We start from the raw sequence: 20,642 nt of genomic DNA, 5'->3' as shown, positions 1-20,642 counted from the left end.
CATGTCCTCCTCGACCGCTCCCATCGAACGGCCTCGTATTTCGGCCTGCATTATCACGTTCAACGAGGCCGACCGCATTGCCGATTGCCTCGCCTCGCTGCACTTCTGCGATGAATTGATCGTGGTCGATTCGTTCTCCAGCGATGACACCGTGGCCATCGCGCAGGCCGCCGGGGCCCGCGTGCTGCAGCGCGCCTTCACCGGCTTCCGCAACCAGAAGGACTTTGCCGTGGGCCAGGCCCGGCATGACTGGGTGCTGTGCCTGGATGCCGACGAGCGCATCAGCCCGGCGCTGTGCCAGGCGATCCTGGCCGCGCGTGATGCCGGCTTTGCCGGGCATGCCGGTTACCGCTTTGCGCGTCTATCGGAATATTTCGGCAAGTTCCTGCGCCACGGCAACGCCTACCCGGACCGGGTCATGCGCCTGTTCGACCGCCGCCGGGGCGGCTGGCGCGGCGCGCGCGAGATCCACGAGGCGGCCAGCGTCGATGGTGCTGTCGGCACCCTGCATGGCGACCTGATCCACTACCCCTACCGCTCGCTGATGCAGCAGCTGGCCAAGACCCAGCGCTATGCGCAGATGATGGCCGAGCATGAGTACGCCCGCGGCAAGCGCGCCACCCTGGCCAAGCTGGTGCTGGCCCCGGCCTGGCGCTTCTGGCGCGGGCTGCTGCTGCGTGGCGGCTGGCGTGATGGCTGGCATGGGCTGGTGTATGCCTATGTGCGCGCCAACTACGTGCGCCAGAAGACCATCATGCTGTGGATGCTGCACAACGGTGCGGCGGTCAGCGACCCGGTCAAGCCGCCGCGCTGAGCCCCGGCCCGGCGCCGCGGTCATCCTGGCGGCGCTGCAGCAGGCTCAGCCCGGCCAGGATGCCGACCAGGCAGGCATACAGCCCGGCAGTGATCTGATGGGCAAACATCGACTGGGTCAGGCCACAGACCAGGTACACCAGCACCACGGACATCCCCGCCACCGCCGGACCCGATTGCTGTCTGCCGGCACGCCACCACAGCTGCAGGAACAGCCATAGCGGAATGCCATAGGCGGCGACCAGCGCGATGATGCCGGGGATCCCGCGGGTGGCGGCCCATTCGGCAAGGTCATTGTGTGCATGCCCGAGGTGGCAGCGCTCCGGACTGGAGGCCGCTGCCTGGCACACCGGCAAACGGTGCATCGCGCGGTCAAACTGACCGATACCCACACCCTGCCACGGGCTGTCGACAAACGCCTGCCAGGCCACCTGAAGGCGCTCATAGCGCGCACCGGCCGAACTGTCGACATCGCCATGCTGCAGCCGGGCCAGATCGCGGCCGAGCTCATTCAAACGCACCTGCTCGCGCAGCGTCGGGCTGAACACCAGCGCTGCCGCGGCCAGGCTGGCGGCCACGGCCAGCCAGCGCAGGCGCCTGGACCACGCCTGGCGGTCGCCACTGAACACCGCAAACAGCAGTACCAGGCCCAGTGCCGGCCAGACTCCGCGGCTGCCGGTCAGCACCACCAGCAGGCAGGTGGCCAGCGTTGCCAGCAGCACCGTTGGCAGGCGCTGCGGTGGCCGGCAATGGATCACCAGCACCAGCAGCACCACGGCCACGTCGGCCAGCACGATGGCGTTGGTCCAGCCATCGGCACGCTCGGCCCCGGCCAGTACCTGCACAGCGGCCAACAGCAACGCCACCAGCAGGCCGACGACCGCCCCGGACCACAGCAGCCGCTGCGGCAGGCCCAGTGCATAGACCCAGCAGGCAGTCCATGGCACCACCAGCAACCGGATCAGGTTGTCCAGCTCACGCAACCCCAGCTGTGCCTGCCACAGCGACAGGGCGCCCAGCCCGATAGGCAGCAGGGCCAACACGACCAGCGCTACCAGAACCGCCGCAGGCAGCCGCCTTTGCTTCAGCGCACCGATTCCCAGCACGCTGGAGAGCAGCAGCAGCACGCCAAACGGCAGCAGGTTCACCGGCGTGGTCACCACCAGCGCAGGCAATGCAAACAACGCCAGCATTGCCAGCCGTTGCGCCAACGATGCCGCTGCCCAGCCCTGCCTGGCTGCGCGCATCTCCAAGCCCATCCTTGTTGCGTTACCCACGGCTATTTCCCGGCACTTCAAGATTCATCATCGGCCGGCCCCTGCGCCTGGCGTACCTGCTGCTGGTCGGCGGCCGTGACCGGGCAGGGCTGTTGCCGCACCGCCGCGGCCGGTACCAGCCACCAGCCGCGCCGGTTGGCGGTGCCCACCGGCACCGCCCGGTCACGGTCGATGCACGACAGCAGCAGCGGCTGCTGGACCAGCAACCAGCGTTGCCCGGGCTTTTGCTGTTGCCACTGCAGGGCATCGTCCAGCTGCAGCAGCCAGTCGCGCTTGAAACCGAAATCACGTACCGGCCGGTCGGCCATCAGCATGTTCTGCTCCTTCCAGCCCACCAGCGCCAGCTCGGCGTCGGGCCCGACCAGCTGGCCGGCGCGGGTCATCACCCCGCGCGCGGAGCTGGAGTCGTTGAGCAGCGGGTAGCCCAGCAGGCCATACAGCACCCAGATCACCGTCAGCAGCAGCACCCAGGCCTTGTGCGCGGCACGCCAGCCCAGCCACAGCAGCCCGACCAGGCCGCTGCTGCCCATCGCCAGCACGCTCCAGGCCAGGGCCTCCACCTCGCCACTGCCAACGCCGCGCTGCGCCATCAGGCGTGCCTCAAAGCGCGGCTCCCCGAGCAGGATCGACAACCCGGCAGTCACCAGCGCCACACACAGCAGCGCGCATACCGCCGCCAGCAGGGCCTGCACGTCGCGCCGGCGCAGCAGGCCCGGAATCAGCGGTGCCAGCGCCAGGCAGACCATCGGCAGGGCCGGCAGGATGTAGACATCGCGCTTGCCATTGGGAATGGAGAAAAACACCAGCAGCAGCACCCACCACAGCAACGGCAGCAGATAGCGCGGATCGCGCCGGCGCAGGCGTCGGCGCCAGGCCGGCAGCGCCCACGGCAGCAGCAGCAGGGTCGGCAGCCACATCGTGGCCATCGTGCCGAGGAAGTACCACCACGGCTGGTGGTGGTCCCAGGACTGCGAATAGCGCTTGGCGGTCTGCCGCAGCAGGATGTCATCCAGGTAGGCCCGGTATTCGGGCAGGCCGGTGGCCAGCGCCTGTACCATCACCGGCACCAGCCACAGTGCAATGGCCAGCAGGAAGAACACAGGCCCCAGCCAGAAACGCCCGTCGCGCGCATGCAGGCGCAGGCCGCGCCAGCGCCCGCGTGCGGCGATCAGCGCCGGCACCAGCATCAGCAGCGCCAGCACGCCCACGCCCTTGGTGATCACCCCCAGCCCGGCGGCAAACCAGCCCAGCCACCACCAGCGCCAGGCCGGCCCCAGCAGCAGGTGGCGCAGCAGCCCGTAATTGGCCAGGGTGATGAACATCATCACCAGTGGGTCGATCTGCGCCTTCTTGGACTGGAACACGAACTGCACCGCCAGCAGCAGGGCCCAGGCGGCATACAGGCCGATGCGGCGGTTCCACAGCCGGCGCCCCAGGTCATACACACAGCCCAGGGTCACCAGCGCGGCAAGCAGCGAGGGCAGCAGGAAGGCCAGGCGCCAATTGCCCAGCAGGGTGTACAGCGTGGCCTGCCACCACATCAGCATCGGTGGCTTGTCCGAATACAGCTCGCTGCCCCGGTGCGGGAACCACCAGTTGCCGCTTTCCACCATCTGCTTGGCCACCAGCGCAAAGCGTGGCTCATCGGACGGCCAGGGATCACGCAGGCCCAGGCCGACGCCGAGAATCAGCAGTGCCATCACCCAGAACAACCATAACCGCGAGCCATGTCCGCGCATGCACGACATCCGTAGGGTCAAGAGTTGATTTTGTTTATCTGTGCGTAGAAGAAACCATCACGCCCATCCTCACCGGGCAACCACTGCCGCCCGGCCGGACAGGCATGACCGAAGGCTTCACCCGGGTCGACAAAGCGCGCGTCGGCATGGCGCTGAAGAAACGCGCTGACCTGCCCGGTGTTTTCACTGCGCAGGATCGAGCAGGTGGCGTAGATCAGCCGCCCGCCCGGGCGCAGCAGGGTCCAGGTTGCCTCCAGCAGACGCTCCTGCAGGTCGATCAGCGCAGCCATGTCCTGCTCGCGCCGATGCAGCAGCACATCCGGCTGGCGGCGGATGATGCCGGTCGCCGAGCACGGCGCATCCAGCACCACCGCATCAAACAACTGCCCATCCCACCACGCCTGCGGCTGGCAGGCGTCGGCGGCCAGCACCGTGGCTTGGACTCCGGTACGGGCAAAGGTCTCCTGCATCCGGCGGGCACGCCGCTGGTCGATATCCAGCGCCAGCACCGCCAGCTGCGGCTGGCGTTCGAGCAGGTGCGCCGCCTTGCCACCGGGCGCGGCACAGGCATCGAGCACGCGCGCACCGGCGGGCAGGTCGGTAAGCAGGTCGGCCAGCTGCTGGGCCGAGCCGTCCTGTACCGACACCACCCCCTCGGCAAAACCAGGCAACTGGGTCACCGGCACTGCCGCCGGCAGGCAAATCGCATCGCGCAGTTCGGCCACCCGCTCGGCAACAATCCCGGCCTGCTGCAGCTGCTGCAGATAAGCCTCCGGGGTGCTTTTGCCCGCATGCACGCGCAGCCACAACGGTGGCTCGGCAAGACTGGCGGCAAAGATCGAGTCGGCCAGCCGCGGCCAGTCGGTGGCAATGGCATCGGCCAGCCAGTGTGGGAAGGCATTCAACGGCGAGGCCGGTGGCACGCCTTCGCGCTGCACCCGGCGCAGCAGTGCATTGACCATGCCAGCCTGGTGGGAGCGGCCCATCTGATGGGCGGCCTGGACCGTGGCCGAAACCGCGGCATGGTCGGGCAGGCCCAGCGCGTCGAGCTGCGCAAACCCGGCAAGCAGCAGGGCTTCCAGGTCAGCATCGCGCGCGCCCAGCGGCCGCGGCATCCACTGGTTCAGGGCCCGACGGTAGCGGCCACGCTGGCGCAACGCCGCCAGGCAGATCGCCTCCAGCAAGGCACGGTCACGGCTGTCGTCGAGCTGCTGCTGGGCCGGGCCCAGTACTGCCTTCAGCGAGCGGCCATTGGCGCAGACATCCTGCAGCACGCCGGCTGCCAGGACCCGCACTTCGGCGCCCGGCACCGGCGGCTGTGCCGGCCGCCCCGGACCAACCCGGTGTGGCGCCTGGCCGGGCGCCCGGCCACCGGCGTTGCCGGGCCCTTTGTACAGGCTCATGCCCCCACCTGCAGGTCACGGCGGGCATTGAGGTAATCGGCCGCTGCAACCGGCTTGCCACCCTCGCGCTGCACCACCAGCAGGCGCAGCGCACCCGTGCCGCAGGCAATGTCGATCCCGGCCTTGGTAGCCGCCAGCACGCTGCCGACCGGCATCCCCGACACGCCCGGGATCGCCTGCGCGGCATGGATGCGCACGCGCTCCCCCTGCAGTTGGGCCTCGGCCACCGGCCACGGGTTGAAGGCACGGACCTGACGCTCGAGCACCTGCGCATCCTCGGACCACTGCAGGCGCGCTTCGGCCTTGTCCAGCTTGTGCGCGTATTCCACGCCCTCGGCCGGCTGCGGCCGTGCCACCGGACGCAGGCCAGCGCGCAGCAGGCCCAGCCCATCGGCCAGCACCTGGGCACCGAGCGCAGCGAGCTTGTCATGCAGGCTGCCACCGGTTTCATCGGCGGCCAGTTCCAGCGACTGCTCCAGCAGCACCGGACCGGTATCCAGCCCGGCCTCCATCTGCATCAGGCACACGCCACTGTGGCTGTCGCCGGCCTGGATCGCGCGCTGGATCGGCGCAGCACCGCGCCAACGCGGCAACAGCGAGGCATGCACGTTCCAGCAGCCATGGGTCGGGATATCCAGCACCGCCTGCGGCAGGATCAGGCCATAGGCGACCACGACCAGCAGATCCGGCTGCAGGGCTGCCACTTCAGCCTGGGCAGCCGGGTCGCGCAGCGACAGTGGCTGGTAGACCGGCAACCCGCGCTCCAGTGCGGCCTGCTTGACCGGCGAGGCCGTCAGGCCGCGGCCGCGGCCGGCCGGCCGGTCCGGCTGGGTGTAGACCGCCACCACTTCATTGTGGCGGGCTGCCGCCTGCAGACAGGGCACGGCGAAATCCGGCGTGCCGGCAAAGACGATTCTCATCGATCAAGCTCCCCAAACACCTGCGGCGCCAGTACAGGCGCCGCGGGAGTCAAAACAACGCCATCGCAGCGCGATGGACGCACGGATGAATCCATCAGGCGACGTGCTTGCGCGCCTTGGCCAGCTTCTTGCGCACCATCTCGCGCTTGAGCGGCGAGAGGTAGTCCACGAACAGCTTGCCTTCCAGGTGGTCGATCTCATGCTGGATGCATACGGCCAGCAGGCCATCGGTGGTCAGCTCCTGCGCCTGCCCGCTGCGGTCCAGGTACTGCACGGTGATGGTGTCGGCGCGGGTGACGTCGGCAAAGATCCCCGGCACCGACAGGCAGCCTTCCTGGTACACCTGCCCGCCCTGCTTGTCGACGATCTGCGGGTTGATGAACACCATCGGCGCGCTGTGATCCTCGGTCAGATCAATGACCATGAAGCGCTTGTGGACATCGACCTGGGCCGCGGCCAGGCCAATCCCTGGGGCTGCGTACATGGTTTCAAACATGTCATCAAGCAGCGTCTGGAACGCCGGAGTGGTGACTTCGGCCGGATCGACCAGCGCACCTTTGGTGCGCAGGCGCGGGTCGGGGAACTCGAGAATGGGCAACAGGGCCATGGCCATCAACCTTGATAATTCGGGCAGTAAGTTGTGATCTGCATTGGCTAATTCTAACGCCTCGGCTTGCGTTGCGCCCCGATATCTGGACTATAGTGGGACAACCTGTTGGGGAATCAGGCAGAGCGCAAACATGCTGAGTCAATTTCGTACGGTCGCCGCAGCTGCGATGCTGACCGTTGCCGCCTATGCTGCCGCAGCACAGGTGAATGAGGGGCATCCCACCACGTATGTCGTCCAGAAGGGCGACACGCTGTGGGATATTTCCGCGCGTTTTCTGAAAAAACCGTGGCTGTGGCCGGAAATCTGGCAGGCCAATCCACAGGTCCAGAATCCACACCTGATCTATCCGGGTGACGTCCTGTCGCTGGCCTATCTGGACCGCGTGGTGGCCCAGCCCGGCCCGCGCCAGGAAGCGCCGATCAATGCCATCCCGCTGTCCCAGGTAGAACCGTTCCTGAAGGACCTGCAGGTGGTGGACAGCTTCGAGCACCTGCCGCGGGTGGCGGGCCTGGAAGACAACCGTCTGCGCGCCAGCGCCGGGCAGAAGGCCTATGTGCTCGGCCTGGACGGCGCCCAGGTGGGCCAGCGCTATGCCGTGGTGCGCCCCAGCGTTCGTTATGCGCTGCCCGAAACCACGGTGGACCTGGACGCACGTGGCAAGCATGTTGCCGGTGCCGGCAGCCTGTGGGCCAATTACGTCCCCACCTCCAGCCGCAACGAGGCGCTGGGCTTTGAGCTGGTCAAGGTCAATGTCGGCACGATCACCGCACTGCCGGACGGCCAGGTCGAAGTGGCCACGCTGGCACTGGAAGACAGTGGCCGCGAGGTTCGCGCCGGCGATCGCCTGGTCCCGGTGCAGGCCCAGCCGTATGACCTGCAGTTCATCCCGCATCCGCCGGCCGCGCAGACGCTCGGCACCGACCTGCGGGTACTGGCCGTGACCGACATGTTCACCAGCGGCGGCAGCCGCGACGTGATTGCCATTTCCGCCGGCGCCCGCGACGGCGTGGACAACGGCACCGTGTTCTCGATCTGGCGTGACGGCTCGCATGTCAGCAACCGCCACGACCACCCGGGTTCTTCGCGGATGGACGACTCGCTGCGCAACGGTGCCGGCCGGGTCACCCTGCCCGATGAGTACGCCTCGCATGCGATGGTGTTCCGCACCTATGACAAGGTCAGCTACGCGCTGGTGATGGAAGGCAGCAAGCCGACCCGCGTCGGCTACAGCCTCAAGCATCCGGACGCGCAGTAAGCGCATCCCTACCCGCTTGCACGACGGCGCCCTAGGGCGCCGTCGTTGTTTGCGCGCCACCCTCGGGGCATGAACCTGCCCATCCACGCCACTGATCCGACCACCGCCCTGCTCACCCTGGTCCTGGCCGGCGGCCGCCTGGCGCCACGCCGCCAGCTGCTGCTGCAGTCCGGCAGTGCCCAGGCAGCGCTCATTGCCGGTCCTGCGCAGTGGCGCGCGGCTGGCCTGGACCGCAGGCAATGCCAGCAACTGCTCAACCCCGACCCGGCCGCGCTGGCCAGGGCACAGTCCTGGCTGGCCGGCAGCGGCAACCACCACCTGCTGGGCCTGGACGATCCGGCCTACCCCGCCTTGCTGGCGCATGCACCCGAACCACCGCTGGCGCTGTTCATCGATGGCGACCCGGCGCTGCTCTGGCAACCGATGGTGGCGGTGGTTGGCAGCCGCAATGCCAGCCCGTCCGGACAGGCGCTGGCCGGGCGGCTGGCCGGCGAGCTGGCCGCCTGCCAGCTGTGCGTGGCCAGCGGCCTGGCCGCCGGCATCGATGCCGCCGCCCACCGTGCCAGCCTGCTGGCCGGCAGTCCGGGCGTGGCCGTCATCGGCACCGGGCCGGATCAAAGCTACCCGGCCGGCCATGTCGGCCTGCAGGCAGAACTGGCGCAGTCCGGCGCGGTGGTCAGTGAGTATCCGCCGGGCACGCCACCACGGGCCGGACATTTCCCGGCCCGCAACCGGATCCTGGCGGGCCTGAGCCTGGCGGTAGTCGTGGTCGAGGCGGCCCTGCGCTCGGGTGCGATGATTACCGCGCGCCTGGGGGCCGAAGCCGGGCGTGAGGTCTTCGCCGTTCCTGGCAGCCCGTTGAACCCGCTCAGCCGTGGCTGCAACCGCCTGCTGCGTGATGGCGCCGGGCTGCTGGAATCCATCGACGACCTGCTCCCCGCGCTGCCGGCATTGGCCCGGCTGCTGGCAGAGAGCCGGCCGCGGCAATTGCCGGGAACAGCACAACCACCGCCTTTCCCCCTGGCCGGCCATGCGCCGCAAGTGCAGGATCAACGCCGCCTCTGGCAGGCGCTGGATGATATTGCCGTTGATCTGGATGAACTGGCGCATCGCACCGGTTTGACGGTAGCCCGGCTATCGGCCATCCTGCTGGACTTGGAATTGGCCGGCTGGGCCCTGCAGACGCATGGCCGGTGGCAGCGCTCGCCAAAGCCGCCTTCCACCACCGCGTCGTTTGACGCAGGCTGAGGGTAATGAAAGAAAGCATTCTGGACGTCCTGCTTTATCTGTTTGAACACTATTTCAGCGAAGAGGGCAGCCTGGCGCGTGACCGCGACTCCTTGCAGAGTGGCCTGATCCAGGCCGGCTTCAGCCCCACCGAAATCAACAAGGCCTTCGACTGGCTTGACGGGCTGGAAGCCGAGCGGCCGTCCGTTCACCTGCCCCGGCTCAACCTGCCGGTGCGCCAGTTTCATGGCCCGGAACTGGACCGGCTGGATGTGGATTGCCGCGGTTTCCTGCTTTTCCTGGAACAACACGGCGTGCTTGACCCGGACCAGCGCGAACTGGTGATTGAGCGGGCCATGGCGCTGGACCAGGAAGAACTGGATCTGGATGACCTTAAGTGGGTGGTCCTGATGGTGCTGTTCAACCGCCCGGGTGCCGAAGCGGCCTACGCCTGGATGGAAACCCAGATGTTCAGCGACGAACCGGAGTCGCTGCACTAGGCAGCCGCAACCAACCCATTCCGACGCCTTGAGGGGGAGGCATGTCCGACTGGTATTACTCCACTGACCGTCGCCAGCCCAACGGCCCGGTCGACAGCACCACGCTGCAGCGGTTGATCAACAGCGGCCAGCTGCCGCCACAGGCCCTGCTCTGGCGGGAAGGCCTGGATCGCTGGTACAGCCCGGGGGAACTGGGCGAAGAACTGGCCGGAACGGCAGTCCTGGAGCCACCACCGGTACCGGTATCCCTGGCCGCCCATACGGCGCCAGCAAGCCCTGTGGCATCCCCCAGGCCGGCACCGGCACCGCGTCGGACCGGTTTGATCCTGGGGCTGGTCGGGCTTGGCATGCTGGTGGCGATGGTGCCGATGATCGGCATTGTGGCGGCCATCGCGCTACCGGCTTATCAAAGCTACAGCGAACGCGCCAGGACCACGCCCGTACTCACTGCGCTCGCTCCGCTGCAGCAGCAGGTCAGCGCCTATCGGCAGGCCCATGGTCACTGTCCCGGCAACGACAGCCCGGGGTTTGTCGCCGCTACGGCCTATGCCGATGCCGCAGCCCATATTGCGCAAGTGGCCGTGGTGACGGCGGTCAATGGCAACTGCGGACTGGCCGCCAGCCTGCAGGGCCTGCACCGCGATGCCGAAAAACGCCCGGCCTGGCTCTGGCTGGAACACGAGCGCAGCACCGACCACTGGATCTGCCGCAGCACCCTGCGTAACCAGCAGTTGCCGGCGCGCTGCCAGCAGTGAGGGTCCAGCCCTTCAACAAATATTGACAAAACCTGAACCAATGGCATTGTTTGCCGGGCATGGATGCTCCGTGCCGGCGCCAGCGCCGCCATTCACCCCTTTTGTGAAGGAAATACAGATGATTCAGTGGTACTACGCCGATGCACAGCGTCAGCGTCACGGGCCGGTCGAAGACCGCGACATCCGCGCGCTCTACCAGCGCGGCGAGCTCAATGCCCAGACCCTGGTGTGGCGCGAAGGCCTGTCCGAGTGGGCATCACTGGAAAGCCTGAGCGAAGAGCTGGCCCTGCATACCATCGCGCCGGCGGCCACCGGCGGCATCGACCTGCGCGCCGACCTGGCCGCAATCGCCAATGGCACCGCGCCGCTGCCGGGCACCGGTGGTGGCACCCATTCCCCGTATGCCGCATCGCAAACGGCAATGGGCAGCGGCAACGGCCCGGTCAACAGCGATGGTCCGATCGTCCATGCCGGCCTGTGGCGCCGGTTTGCCGCTTCGATCATCGACAGCCTGGTCACCTCGATCGCCAGCTACATCGTGCTGATCCCGCTGGCCCTGGTGCTGGGCATCGGCATGGGCGAAATCCTCGGCAGCGAAAGCTCGGCCGGCAGCATTGTCTTCATGCTGGCCCAGTACGCGCTTGGCATCGGCATCCCGGCGGCCTATTTCGGCTGGATGCACTCCTCCTCGTCGATGGCCTCGCTGGGCAAGATGGCCGTGGGCATCAAGGTCTGCCGTACCGATGGCCAGGCCATGAGCTTCGCCCGCGCCATCGGCCGCTACTTCGCCTATACCCTGTTTGCCCTGTTCACCTGCGGCCTGGGCGTGCTGATCTCCGGCCTGATGGTGGCCTTCAGCCAGCGCAAGCAGGCCCTGCACGACATGATCTGCGACACCATCGTGGTGGATCGCTGGGCCTTCACCGACCAGCCGGAACTGCAGAAGGAAGGCCTGGACACCATCACCATCGTGGTGCTGGCGCTGTTCGGCCTGTTGCTGATCGGCGGTATCGTGCTGGCCATCGTCGCCGGTGCGGCGATTGCCTCGCTGGCCAACTGATTTTCAGCCAACGCTTGACAGCGCCCACCCTGCGTGGGTTCACTGTCAGCCAAACAACAGCCGACGCCCGGGTCTCCCCCGGGCGTCGCGCTATCTGTAAATCCGGATTCCCTCCCGCTGTTCACCCCGTTATCGCAGGACGCTGGCGACGCTGATACGCGCTTGAGCCCCTGCAGGCAGACACACCCACCATGGCCAAAAACCTGCTCATCGTCGAATCGCCCGCCAAGGCCAAGACGATCAACAAATACCTCGGCAAGGACTTCACCGTCCTGGCCTCCTACGGTCATGTCCGCGATCTGATCCCCAAGGAAGGCGCCGTCGACCCGGACAACGGGTTTGCGATGCGCTATGACCTGATCGACAAGAACGAAAAGCACGTCGACGCCATCGCCAAGGCCGCCAGGAGCGCTGACCATATCTATCTGGCCACCGACCCGGACCGCGAGGGCGAGGCCATCAGCTGGCACATCGCCGAGATCCTGCGCGAGCGCAAGCTGGTCGATGACAAGCCGATGGAGCGGGTGGTGTTCACCGAGATCACCCCGCGCGCAATCACTGAAGCCATGACCCAGCCACGCGCGATTGCCGCCGATCTGGTCGACGCCCAGCAGGCCCGCCGCGCACTGGACTACCTGGTTGGCTTCAACCTGTCGCCGGTGCTCTGGCGCAAGGTCCAGCGCGGGCTCTCGGCCGGCCGTGTGCAGAGCCCGGCGCTGCGCATGATCGTCGAGCGCGAGGAAGAAATCGAAGCGTTCATTTCGCGCGAATACTGGTCCATCGGCGCCGAGTGCGCGCACCCGCGGCAGCCGTTCGCGGCCAAGCTGATCAAGCTGGACGGACAGAAGTTCGAGCAGTTCACCATCACCGATGGCGACACCGCAGAGGCCGCGCGTGCGCGCATCCTGCAGGCCGCCGGTGGCGCCCTGCACGTCACCGACGTGGTCAGCAAGGAGCGCAAGCGCCGCCCTTCGGCGCCGTTCACCACCTCCACCCTGCAGCAGGAAGCCTCGCGCAAGCTCGGCTTCACCACCCGCAAGACCATGCAGGTGGCGCAGAAGCTGTACGAGGGTGTGGCCATTGGCGAGGAAGGCACCGTCGGCCTGATCTCCTACATGCGTACCGACTCGGTGCACCTGTCGGTGGATGCGCTGGCCGAGATCCGCGATGTGATTGCCCGCGATTACGGCACCGCTTCGGTGCCGGACAAGCCGGTGGTCTACAACACCAAGAGCAAGAATGCCCAGGAGGCGCACGAGGCGGTGCGTCCGACCTCGGCCCTGCGCACCCCGGCCCAGGTCGCCAGGTACCTCAGTGAAGACGAGCGCAAGCTGTACGAACTGATCTGGAAGCGCGCCGTGGCCAGCCAGATGATCCCGGCCACGCTGAACACCGTCTCGGTGGACCTGGCCGCCGGCAGCGAGCATGTGTTCCGCGCCAGCGGTACCACCGTGGTCGTGCCGGGCTTCCTGTCGGTGTATGAGGAAGGCAAGGACACCAAGGGCGCCGACGATGACGACGAGGGCCGCAAGCTGCCGGCGATGCAGACCGGCGACCGCGTGCCGCTGGAGGGCATCCTGGCCGAGCAGCACTTCACCCAGCCGCCGCCGCGCTTCACCGAAGCGGCGCTGGTCAAGGCGCTGGAAGAGTTCGGCATCGGCCGCCCGTCGACCTACGCCTCGATCATCCAGACCCTGCTGTTCCGCAAGTATGTGGAAATGGAAGGCCGCAGCTTCAAGCCGACCGACGTCGGCCGGGCGGTATCGCACTTTTTGTCCAGCCACTTCACCCGCTATGTGGACTATGACTTCACCGCCAAGCTGGAAGACGAGCTCGATGCCGTCTCCCGTGGCGAGGAGGAATGGATCCCGCTGATGCAGAAGTTCTGGGGCCCGTTCAAGGAACTGGTCGAGCAGAAGAATGAGTCGGTGGACCGCTCCGAAGCCACCGGCGCGCGTGAACTGGGTATCGACCCGGCCAGCGGCAAACCGGTCAGCGTGCGCCTGGGCCGCTTCGGGCCGTATGCGGCCATTGGTTCCACCGCCGAGGATGCCGAGGAGAAGCCGAAGTTCGCCTCGCTGCGTCCCGGCCAGTCGATGCACACCATCACCCTGGAGCAGGCACTGGAGCTGTTCCTGATGCCGCGTGCCCTGGGCGAGGATGCCGATGGCACCCCGGTCAGCGTCGGCATCGGCCGCTTTGGCCCGTTTGCCAAGCGCGGCAGCACCTATGCCTCGCTGAAAAAAGAAGATGACCCCTACACCATCGACCTGGCCCGGGCCCTGTTCCTGATCGAGGAAAAGGAAGAGATCGCGCGCAACCGGATCATCAAGGAATTCGCCGACAGCGGCATCCAGGTGCTCAACGGCCGTTTTGGTCCGTACCTGAGTGATGGCAAGCTCAACGGCAAGATCCCCAAGGACCGCGAGCCGGCCTCGGTGACCGAGGCCGAGGCCGTGCTGTGGCTGCAGGAAACCGGCAAGCCGGTGCGCAAGGGCTTTGGTGCCAAGAAGGCGACCAAGAAGGTCGCCGCCAGGAAGGTTGCCAAGGAGCCGGCCGAGAAGACGGCCGTGGTGAAAAAGGCGGCCAAGAAGGCGGCGAAAAAAGCCACCAAGAAGGCCGCCAAAAAAGCAGTGAAGAAGGCGGCCACCAAGGCCACGGCAAACAAGGCGGCGGCCGATGACGCGCCGCCGTTCTGAACCTGTCCCGTTCCTGCCGACAGGCGGATAATGCCGCAGCAACACAGGCCCCGCTTGCGGGGCCTGTTGCGTTCCCCCACCTCCCCTGGACCCCTCTGCAATGCGCGAACTGACCCTGGACAGCGTGGCCGGCCTGCTCAAGGCCGGTGGCGTGATCACCTACCCGACCGAGGCCGTCTGGGGCCTGGGCTGCGACCCGGCCAATGAATCGGCGGTGCACAAGGTGCTGGCACTGAAACAGCGCCCGGTCGAGAAGGGCATGATCCTGGTCGCTGCCAGTGCTGCCCAGCTGGACGGCTGGGTGGACCTGGCCGCCCTGCCGGTCGAGCGCCAGGCGGCCGTTCTGGCCAGCTGGCCCGGTCCCAATACCTGGATCCTGCCGGCCGGGCCCAGGGCGGCGCGCTGGGTGACCGGCGAGCATGACGGCCTGGCCGTGCGCGTGTCGGCCCACCCGCTGGTGCAGGCACTGTGCCAGGCCTGGGGCGGGCCGCTGGTTTCGACCAGCGCCAACCTGGCCGGGGAAGAACCGGCGCGCAGCCGCCAGCAGCTGGACCCACGCCTGCTCGCCCGGCTCGATGGCATCATCGATGGCGCTGTGGGCGAACAGGCCCAGCCCACGACCATCCGTGACGGCTTGACCGGCGCCACCCTGCGCGCCTGAACCACTGACCGCACGCAGCGCCAAACTGCGGCATGATCACCGCCATGCCGATCCTTTCCGTCACCGTCCTCAGCAGCCTGCTGGCCCTGGCCAGCCCGCCAGCGGCAGCGCCGCCCCCGGCTGCTGCCGCCAACCCCGGCCAGGTACGCATCTACCGCTGCGTCAGCAGCCGGGGGGCGGTCGCCCTGCAGGATCATCCGTGCCGGCAGGGGCAGCAGCAGATACTGGAGCGGCAACGGCCGCAGGATCCACCGCCAGCCACCCGTCCGCCCCGCCTGCCCGATGCGGTGCCAGCACCGGCAGCCGCAGCGCCACCGCCAACCGCACCGACCCGGGTGATCGTGGTCAACAGCCAGCCGCTGTTTGAATGCATCACCCCCGAAGGCGAGCGCTATACCGCCGATGATGGCCAGGGTAATCCACGCTGGGTTCCCGGCCCGCTGGTACCGGTGTTCATCGGCTCCGGCGGCGGCCATGGCCGGCCGCAGCGCCCGCACCGTCCACCATCAGCACCTGACGCCCCACAGCGGCCGCTACACGCCCATCCCGGCGGCCACGGCGTGGCAACTGCGGTGCTGGCCGCAGGCGGGCAATGGGTGCGCGACAGCTGCCAGCAGCTGACCCGCCAGGAGGCCTGCCAGGCGCTGGGCGAACAACGCTGGGAACTGATCGGCCGCTACAACAGCGCGCTGAGCAGCGAGCGCGAGCAACTGGTGCGCCAGCAGCGGCGGGTCGAAGAACGGATGGCACGGCAACCATGCGGGCCGTGAGCCTTGCCCTGGCCGGCCTGCTGTGGACCGGCAGCGCAGGTGCCGGCGAAACGGTGATCTACCGCTGCACCGCTGCCGATGGATCCATCGCGCTGCAGTCCATGCCCTGCCCGGCCAGCAGCCACAGCCAGGTGCGCCGGCTCAGTGCCGATTACGCCCCACCGGCCCTGTCCTTGCCGCCTGCGGCCCCGACCCAGCCTGCCACCACGCCCCCCACAGCCTCGGCGCCGGAGACCCCGGCAGCCAGCAGCACCGCAAGCGGGCGCGCCAAACCGCTGCCCCTGCCCGCCCTGCACCACTGCCAGCCGCGCAGCGGCACCGCGTATTACACCGACCGGCTGGAGGAAACCGTCCGCTGCGTACCGATGCGGGTCACCGGGCTGGACGGCAACCCGGCCACCGCTGCTGGCCAGGCCTGCGAAGTGCAGCGCGACCGCTGCCAGAGCGTGCCAGAGGCCGACGCCTGCCATGCGTGGGGGCTATACCTGAAACAGAGCCAGCAACGCTTTGCCAGCGCTCCCAGCCGCTCCAGCAGCCAGGCCGATACCCAGTCGGCGCAGATTGCCGCGCTGCTGGCTGGCAGCCACTGCAGCCAGGCGCTGGATCAGAAGCCGTAACGCAGGAAGCCGCCGTCCACGGCGATGCATTCGCCAGTGACATAACTGGACGCCGGCAGGCACAGGAAGGCCACCGCGGCGGCCACCTCCTCCGGTTCACCGATGCGGCCCATCGGGGTGCGCGCGATGACCTCGTCGTAGTAATCCGGGTCGGACAACGGACCGGAGGTGCGCCGGGTGCGGATGTACCACGGCGCCACCGCATTGACCCGGATGCCATCGCCGGCCCATTCGCAGGCCAGGTTGCGGGTCATCTGGTGCATGCCGGCCTTGGTCATGCCGTAGACCACCCCGCTGCGCACATGGGTCAGCCCGGACACACTGCCGACATTGACGATGGATGCAGCGCCATGCCGGGCCAGCAGCGGGTGGGCGTAGCGGCACAACTCGAAGGCCGAGAACAGGTTGGTCTCGAAGATCTGCCGCCACTGCGCCTCGTCATACTCCAGCGCCGGCAGGCTGATGTTGCCGCCGGCGTTGTTGACCAGCAGGTGCAGCGCCTGGCTGCTGTCCTCGACCCAGTCCATGATTTCCTGGCGCTCCGAATCCAGCGAGACGTCGGCAGCCATCGCCTGCACCGACTGCCCGGGGTACTGCTCGGCCAGCTCGTCGCGCACGCTTTCCAGCAGGTCGGCATCGCGCGCGACCAGCAGCACGTCCGCGCCGAGGCTGAGCAGCTCGCGACTGATCGCCAGGCCGATCCCGGCACTGGCACCGGTGATCAATGCCGTTTGCCCATCAAGACGCCAACGTCTGGCACTCATGCCTGCTCCTTGTGGCCGCCGTCAGCGGCATCAAACCAAAACGGTGCCCAGCATAGCGCGGGCACGAACGACAACGCCGGCACGGGGCCGGCGTTGTCGATGCTGCGGGAAAGACCTGTGCGCTTACAGCGCGCAGAAGCAGTGCGCCAGTGCCTTGGGCGGCTGGCCCGGACGGGCCTGCTGCAGCTGCTGCTGGACAAAGCGCAGGTCGGCATCGGCTTGCGGCAGTGCCTGCTCCAGCAAGAGCAGCTCGGCCAGGCCCGTGCGGCCCAGCACCATCGCGCCGACCGGGCTGCTGCCCATCTGCGCCAGGAACTGCTCCAACGGCGTGCCTTCCTTTTCGATGTAACGGATGCGCCAGCTGTCAGCGCCCTCCAGGCCGGCCCGCTGTGCGGCATCGGCCACCGCTTCACGCAGCCCGCCAAAGCCGTCGACCAGGCCGCGCTCCCTGGCCTGCAGACCGCTCCAGACCCGGCCACGGGCCACCTGGTCAACCTCTTCCACCGCCTTGCCACGACCGGCGGCGACACCGCCGATGAAGTCGTTGTAGCCCTTCTCGATCACCGCCTGGATGACCTGGGCCACGCCCGGGTCCATCGGCCGGGTCGGGTCGAACGCACCGGCAAAACGGGTGGTTGCCACGCCGTCGGTATGCACGCCGATCTTGTCCAGCGAACGGGTCAGGTTGGGAATCATGCCGAAGATGCCGATCGAGCCGGTGATGGTCGACTCATCGGCCCAGATCGCATCGGTATCCATGCTGATCCAGTAGCCACCGGAAGCGGCGACATCGCCCATCGAGGCCACCACCGGCTTGCCTGCGGCCTTCAGGGCGACCACTTCGCGGCGGATCTGTTCGGAGGCGAACACCTCGCCGCCGGGCGAATCCACCCGCAGCACCACCGCCTTGACCTTGTCATCGTCCAGCGCCGCGCGCAGCAGGGCCGAGGTCGAATCGCCGCCGACACTGCCGGCCGGCTGCTTGCCGCCGCTGATCGCCCCTTCGGCCACCACGATGGCCACCTGCGGGCGGTTGTCCAGCGGGTTGCGGCTGCGCGCCAGGTGGGCCTGGTAGCCTTCGATGCCGACCCAGCGGTAACCACGCTCTTCGTCCTTGTCGGCATGGCCGCGCTCGGCAATCAGCGCATCGAATTCGGCCCGGGTCTTGAGCCCGTCCACCAGCTTCAGCTGCAGCGCATGCCGGGCCAGGTCACCACCGGCGGCCATCACGCCTTCCGGCAGGGTGTCGATGCCGGCGTTCAGCGCGGCCGGGTCCAGCTTGCGTGCGGCGGCCACATCGGCGATGTAGCGCTGCCAGATGTCGCCCATCCAGAACAGGTCCGCTTCCTTGGATTCGGCCGAGGCCGCATCCAGCACATACGGCTCGGCGGCCGACTTGTATTCGCCGACCTTGAACAGCTGCACGTCCACGCCCAGCTTGTCGCTGATCAGGGTGCGGTAGTACTGCCGGTAGCCGGACAGGCCCTCGAGCATCAGCCCGCCCATCGGATCCAGGTAGATCTCGTCGGCATGGGCGGCCAGCAGGTACTGTCCCTGGCTCATCGACTGGCTGTAGGCCACCACCTGCTTGCCCTGCGCACGCAGCTCGTCGATCGCCCGGCCCAGCTCGCGCAGCGAGGCAAACCCGGACGGGCTGAACTTGTCCAGCTCCAGCACCACGCGGCTGATCTTGTCATCCTTGCCGGCGGCACGGATCACGCTCATCAGGTCGCGCAGCTGCACTTCGCTGTTGCCGCCGTCACCCATCGCCTTGGACAGCGCGCGGGTCAGCGGATCACTGGCGTACTGCTCCACCAACCGGCCTTCCGGCGCGATCACCAGGGTGGTGTTCTCGCCCAGTGGCTTGGGGCCATTGCGCGAGCCCAGCAGCGAACCGGCCAGGAACAACACCGCCAACAGCAGCAGGCCGCCGAAGAACACCAGATTGAAAATCAGGCGGCGGGTAAAATTCATCAGGTCCCACAGGCCGACAAAGAAGTTGGCAATCGGTGAGCGCAGCGGTGGAGGATTCATCAACATCTCCAGAACGGTAGGTGCACAGGATCAGGGTAGGCGGCTGGTTTGACCAGTCCAAGCGCCGAAGGTCAGGGTGCTGCTTGGCGTACGGGTGGCAGCACAGGTGCCTGCGCGGTCAACTGCCGGTTCTGCCAGCGCAGGCGCAGGCCCATCAGGACCGCCGCGGCGGTCAACCCGGCGATCAGGCCGATCCACATGCCCTGCGGCCCCCAGCCCAGGCCCAGGCCCAGACCGGCACCCAGTGGCATGCCGATACCCCAGTAGGCAGCCATCGCGATGAACATCGGCACCTGGGTATCCTTCATGCCGCGCAGGGCGCCGGCACTGAGCACCTGCAGGCCATCGGGAAACTGGAAGGTGGCGGCAAACAGCAGCAGGGTCGAAGCCAGTGCGGCCACGGCCAGGTCATCGGTATACAGCCCGACCACCGCATCATGACCGAACAACAGCACCAGTGCCGACAGTGTCTGGGTGGCCATCACGATGACGATACCGGCCCAGACCGCGCGCCGCACACCCAGCGGGTCGCCGCGCCCGACCGCACTGCCGACGCGCACGGTGGTGGCCTCGGCCACCCCCATCGGGATCATGAAGCACAGCTGGGCCACATTGATGGCGATCTGGTGCGCGCTGGCTTCCACCGCACCGATGCGGCCGATCAGCAGCGCGGTGACGATGAACAGGCCACCTTCCATCAGCACGGTGATCCCGATCGGCAGGCCGGTGCGCAGCAGGTCGCCGATGGCGCGCGGATCTGCCCACTCGAACCGGCGGAACAGGCCCAGATGGGCAAACCTGCGGGTCCGCCACAGGTACAGGGCAAAACCGCAGGCCTGCACCCACATCGTCACCGCCGAGGCGATGCCCAGGCCGGTGGCTCCCAGCTCGGGAAAGCCGCCACGTCCGTTGGCCAGCGCCCAGCCCAGCGGCCCGAGCACGAACAGGCCGCCAAAACCCAGCACCATCGTCGGCAAGGTCCAGTGCATGCCCTCGGTGAGGTAGCGCATGCAGAAGAACAGGGTCAGCGCCGGCACCCCCCAGCGCACGGCATGCAGGAAACCGGTCGTGCCGGGGATGATCTCCGCGGCGATCCCCATCATCGGCAGCAGCGGCGGAGCCAGGCTGAGGAAGGCAAACATCAGTGCCGACAGCAGCAGCGACAACCACAGGGCCTGGCGGAACAACGGCGCGATCCGGTCCGTCGCGCCGGCCCCGTGCAGCTGCGAGACCGAGGCGGTCAATGAAATCAGCGTGCCGATCGGCACCAGCATCGGCAGCCACAACAACGCGGTACCCACGGTAACTGCGCCCAGGGTGGCGGTGCTGTGGTGGCCAGCGATGACGTTGTCGAGAAAGGAAATCAAGCCGGTCGAGATATGCCCCAGGACCAGCGGCAAGGCCAACAGGCCGGTGGCGCGCACTTCCGAGGAAAAGCGCGGTGCAGCACTTGCGTGTGACATGTAAAGCCAGAAGCAGACTACGGGCCACGCCACAATGCGCAGCTTCCGGGTCTCAGCAGGTGCCTATGGTAACCG

18 protein-coding genes are annotated in these 20,642 nt (G+C 67.7%); 10 read left to right on the top strand and 8 right to left on the bottom strand.

Going from position 1 to position 20,642, the window contains the following annotated elements:
* Window position 1: 1 nt before the first annotated feature.
* Window positions 2-814, top strand: coding sequence for a glycosyltransferase family 2 protein (locus ABB25_RS01980; RefSeq protein WP_057662993.1), 813 nt, complete (start codon window positions 2-4; stop codon window positions 812-814).
* Here the strand turns inward: ABB25_RS01980 and ABB25_RS01975 are convergent.
* The 5 genes from ABB25_RS01975 to def form a co-directional block, all read right to left on the bottom strand.
* Window positions 798-2,060, bottom strand: a complete 1,263-nt coding sequence (locus ABB25_RS01975; protein WP_152980922.1) for an O-antigen ligase family protein — start codon at window positions 2,058-2,060, stop codon at window positions 798-800. The genes ABB25_RS01980 and ABB25_RS01975 overlap by 17 nt on opposite strands.
* A gap of 47 nt (window positions 2,061-2,107) precedes the next feature.
* On the bottom strand, window positions 2,108-3,829 hold the full coding sequence (locus ABB25_RS01970; RefSeq protein WP_057662988.1) for an ArnT family glycosyltransferase: 1,722 nt from the start codon (window positions 3,827-3,829) through the stop codon (window positions 2,108-2,110).
* A 17-nt stretch (window positions 3,830-3,846) separates the two neighbouring features.
* Window positions 3,847-5,232, bottom strand: coding sequence for a 16S rRNA (cytosine(967)-C(5))-methyltransferase RsmB (rsmB, locus tag ABB25_RS01965; RefSeq protein WP_083488056.1), 1,386 nt, complete (start codon window positions 5,230-5,232; stop codon window positions 3,847-3,849).
* Window positions 5,229-6,152 carry a methionyl-tRNA formyltransferase gene (fmt, locus tag ABB25_RS01960; protein WP_057662985.1) on the bottom strand — a complete coding sequence of 308 codons (924 nt, stop codon included), beginning with the start codon at window positions 6,150-6,152 and terminating at the stop codon, window positions 5,229-5,231. The genes rsmB and fmt overlap by 4 nt, the downstream gene beginning before the upstream one ends.
* Window positions 6,153-6,246: 94 nt before the next feature.
* Window positions 6,247-6,759, bottom strand: coding sequence for a peptide deformylase (gene def, locus ABB25_RS01955; RefSeq protein ID WP_057663241.1), 513 nt, complete (start codon window positions 6,757-6,759; stop codon window positions 6,247-6,249).
* Window positions 6,760-6,892: 133 nt separating this feature from the next.
* On the opposite strand from def, the gene ABB25_RS01950 reads away from it, so the two are divergent.
* The 9 genes from ABB25_RS01950 to ABB25_RS01910 all read left to right on the top strand — a co-directional run bounded on the left by ABB25_RS01950 (window position 6,893) and on the right by ABB25_RS01910 (window position 16,306).
* Window positions 6,893-8,017, top strand: a complete 1,125-nt coding sequence (locus ABB25_RS01950) for a LysM peptidoglycan-binding domain-containing protein (protein WP_057662983.1) — start codon at window positions 6,893-6,895, stop codon at window positions 8,015-8,017.
* Between the two features lie 69 nt (window positions 8,018-8,086).
* The gene (gene dprA / locus ABB25_RS01945) at window positions 8,087-9,265 is read left to right on the top strand and encodes a DNA-processing protein DprA (protein WP_057662980.1); all 1,179 of its coding nucleotides are present in this window, start codon (window positions 8,087-8,089) and stop codon (window positions 9,263-9,265) included.
* 5 nt (window positions 9,266-9,270) lie between these two features.
* Entirely contained in the window at window positions 9,271-9,744 is a 474-nt protein-coding gene (locus ABB25_RS01940; protein ID WP_057662977.1) for a DUF494 family protein, read from the top strand.
* A 41-nt stretch (window positions 9,745-9,785) separates the two neighbouring features.
* Window positions 9,786-10,499: a GYF domain-containing protein gene (locus ABB25_RS01935; protein ID WP_057662974.1), complete on the top strand. Its 714-nt coding sequence runs from the start codon at window positions 9,786-9,788 to the stop codon at window positions 10,497-10,499.
* A 118-nt stretch (window positions 10,500-10,617) separates the two neighbouring features.
* Entirely contained in the window at window positions 10,618-11,559 is a 942-nt protein-coding gene (locus ABB25_RS01930) for an RDD family protein (RefSeq protein WP_057662970.1), read from the top strand.
* Window positions 11,560-11,750: 191 nt separating this feature from the next.
* Window positions 11,751-14,258: a DNA topoisomerase I gene (locus tag ABB25_RS01925; protein ID WP_057662969.1), complete on the top strand. Its 2,508-nt coding sequence runs from the start codon at window positions 11,751-11,753 to the stop codon at window positions 14,256-14,258.
* Between the two features lie 100 nt (window positions 14,259-14,358).
* Window positions 14,359-14,919, top strand: a complete 561-nt coding sequence (gene tsaC, locus ABB25_RS01920; RefSeq protein WP_057662966.1) for an L-threonylcarbamoyladenylate synthase type 1 TsaC — start codon at window positions 14,359-14,361, stop codon at window positions 14,917-14,919.
* Between the two features lie 44 nt (window positions 14,920-14,963).
* Complete coding sequence (locus tag ABB25_RS01915; protein WP_083488062.1) at window positions 14,964-15,689, top strand: hypothetical protein; 726 nt, start codon at window positions 14,964-14,966, stop codon at window positions 15,687-15,689.
* On the top strand, window positions 15,686-16,306 hold the full coding sequence (locus ABB25_RS01910; RefSeq protein WP_152980920.1) for a hypothetical protein: 621 nt from the start codon (window positions 15,686-15,688) through the stop codon (window positions 16,304-16,306). The genes ABB25_RS01915 and ABB25_RS01910 overlap by 4 nt, the downstream gene beginning before the upstream one ends.
* Here ABB25_RS01910 and ABB25_RS01905 read toward each other — a convergent pair.
* The 3 genes from ABB25_RS01905 to ABB25_RS01895 form a co-directional block, all read right to left on the bottom strand.
* The gene (locus tag ABB25_RS01905; RefSeq protein WP_057662959.1) at window positions 16,294-17,070 is read right to left on the bottom strand and encodes an SDR family oxidoreductase; all 777 of its coding nucleotides are present in this window, start codon (window positions 17,068-17,070) and stop codon (window positions 16,294-16,296) included. The two genes, ABB25_RS01910 and ABB25_RS01905, sit on opposite strands and share 13 nt — an antisense overlap.
* A 123-nt stretch (window positions 17,071-17,193) precedes the next feature.
* A complete protein-coding gene (sppA, locus tag ABB25_RS01900; RefSeq protein ID WP_057662957.1) occupies window positions 17,194-19,104 on the bottom strand; it encodes a signal peptide peptidase SppA in 1,911 nt (636 codons plus the stop codon).
* 71 nt (window positions 19,105-19,175) lie between these two features.
* Window positions 19,176-20,567 carry an MATE family efflux transporter gene (locus tag ABB25_RS01895; RefSeq protein WP_057662955.1) on the bottom strand — a complete coding sequence of 464 codons (1,392 nt, stop codon included), beginning with the start codon at window positions 20,565-20,567 and terminating at the stop codon, window positions 19,176-19,178.
* Window positions 20,568-20,642 lie beyond the last annotated feature (75 nt).

The sequence above is a fragment of the Stenotrophomonas koreensis genome, from assembly GCF_001431525.1.
GTDB classification, from domain to species: Bacteria; Pseudomonadota; Gammaproteobacteria; order Xanthomonadales; family Xanthomonadaceae; genus Stenotrophomonas; species Stenotrophomonas koreensis.
This window is presented reverse-complemented; position numbering and strand designations above follow the sequence as displayed.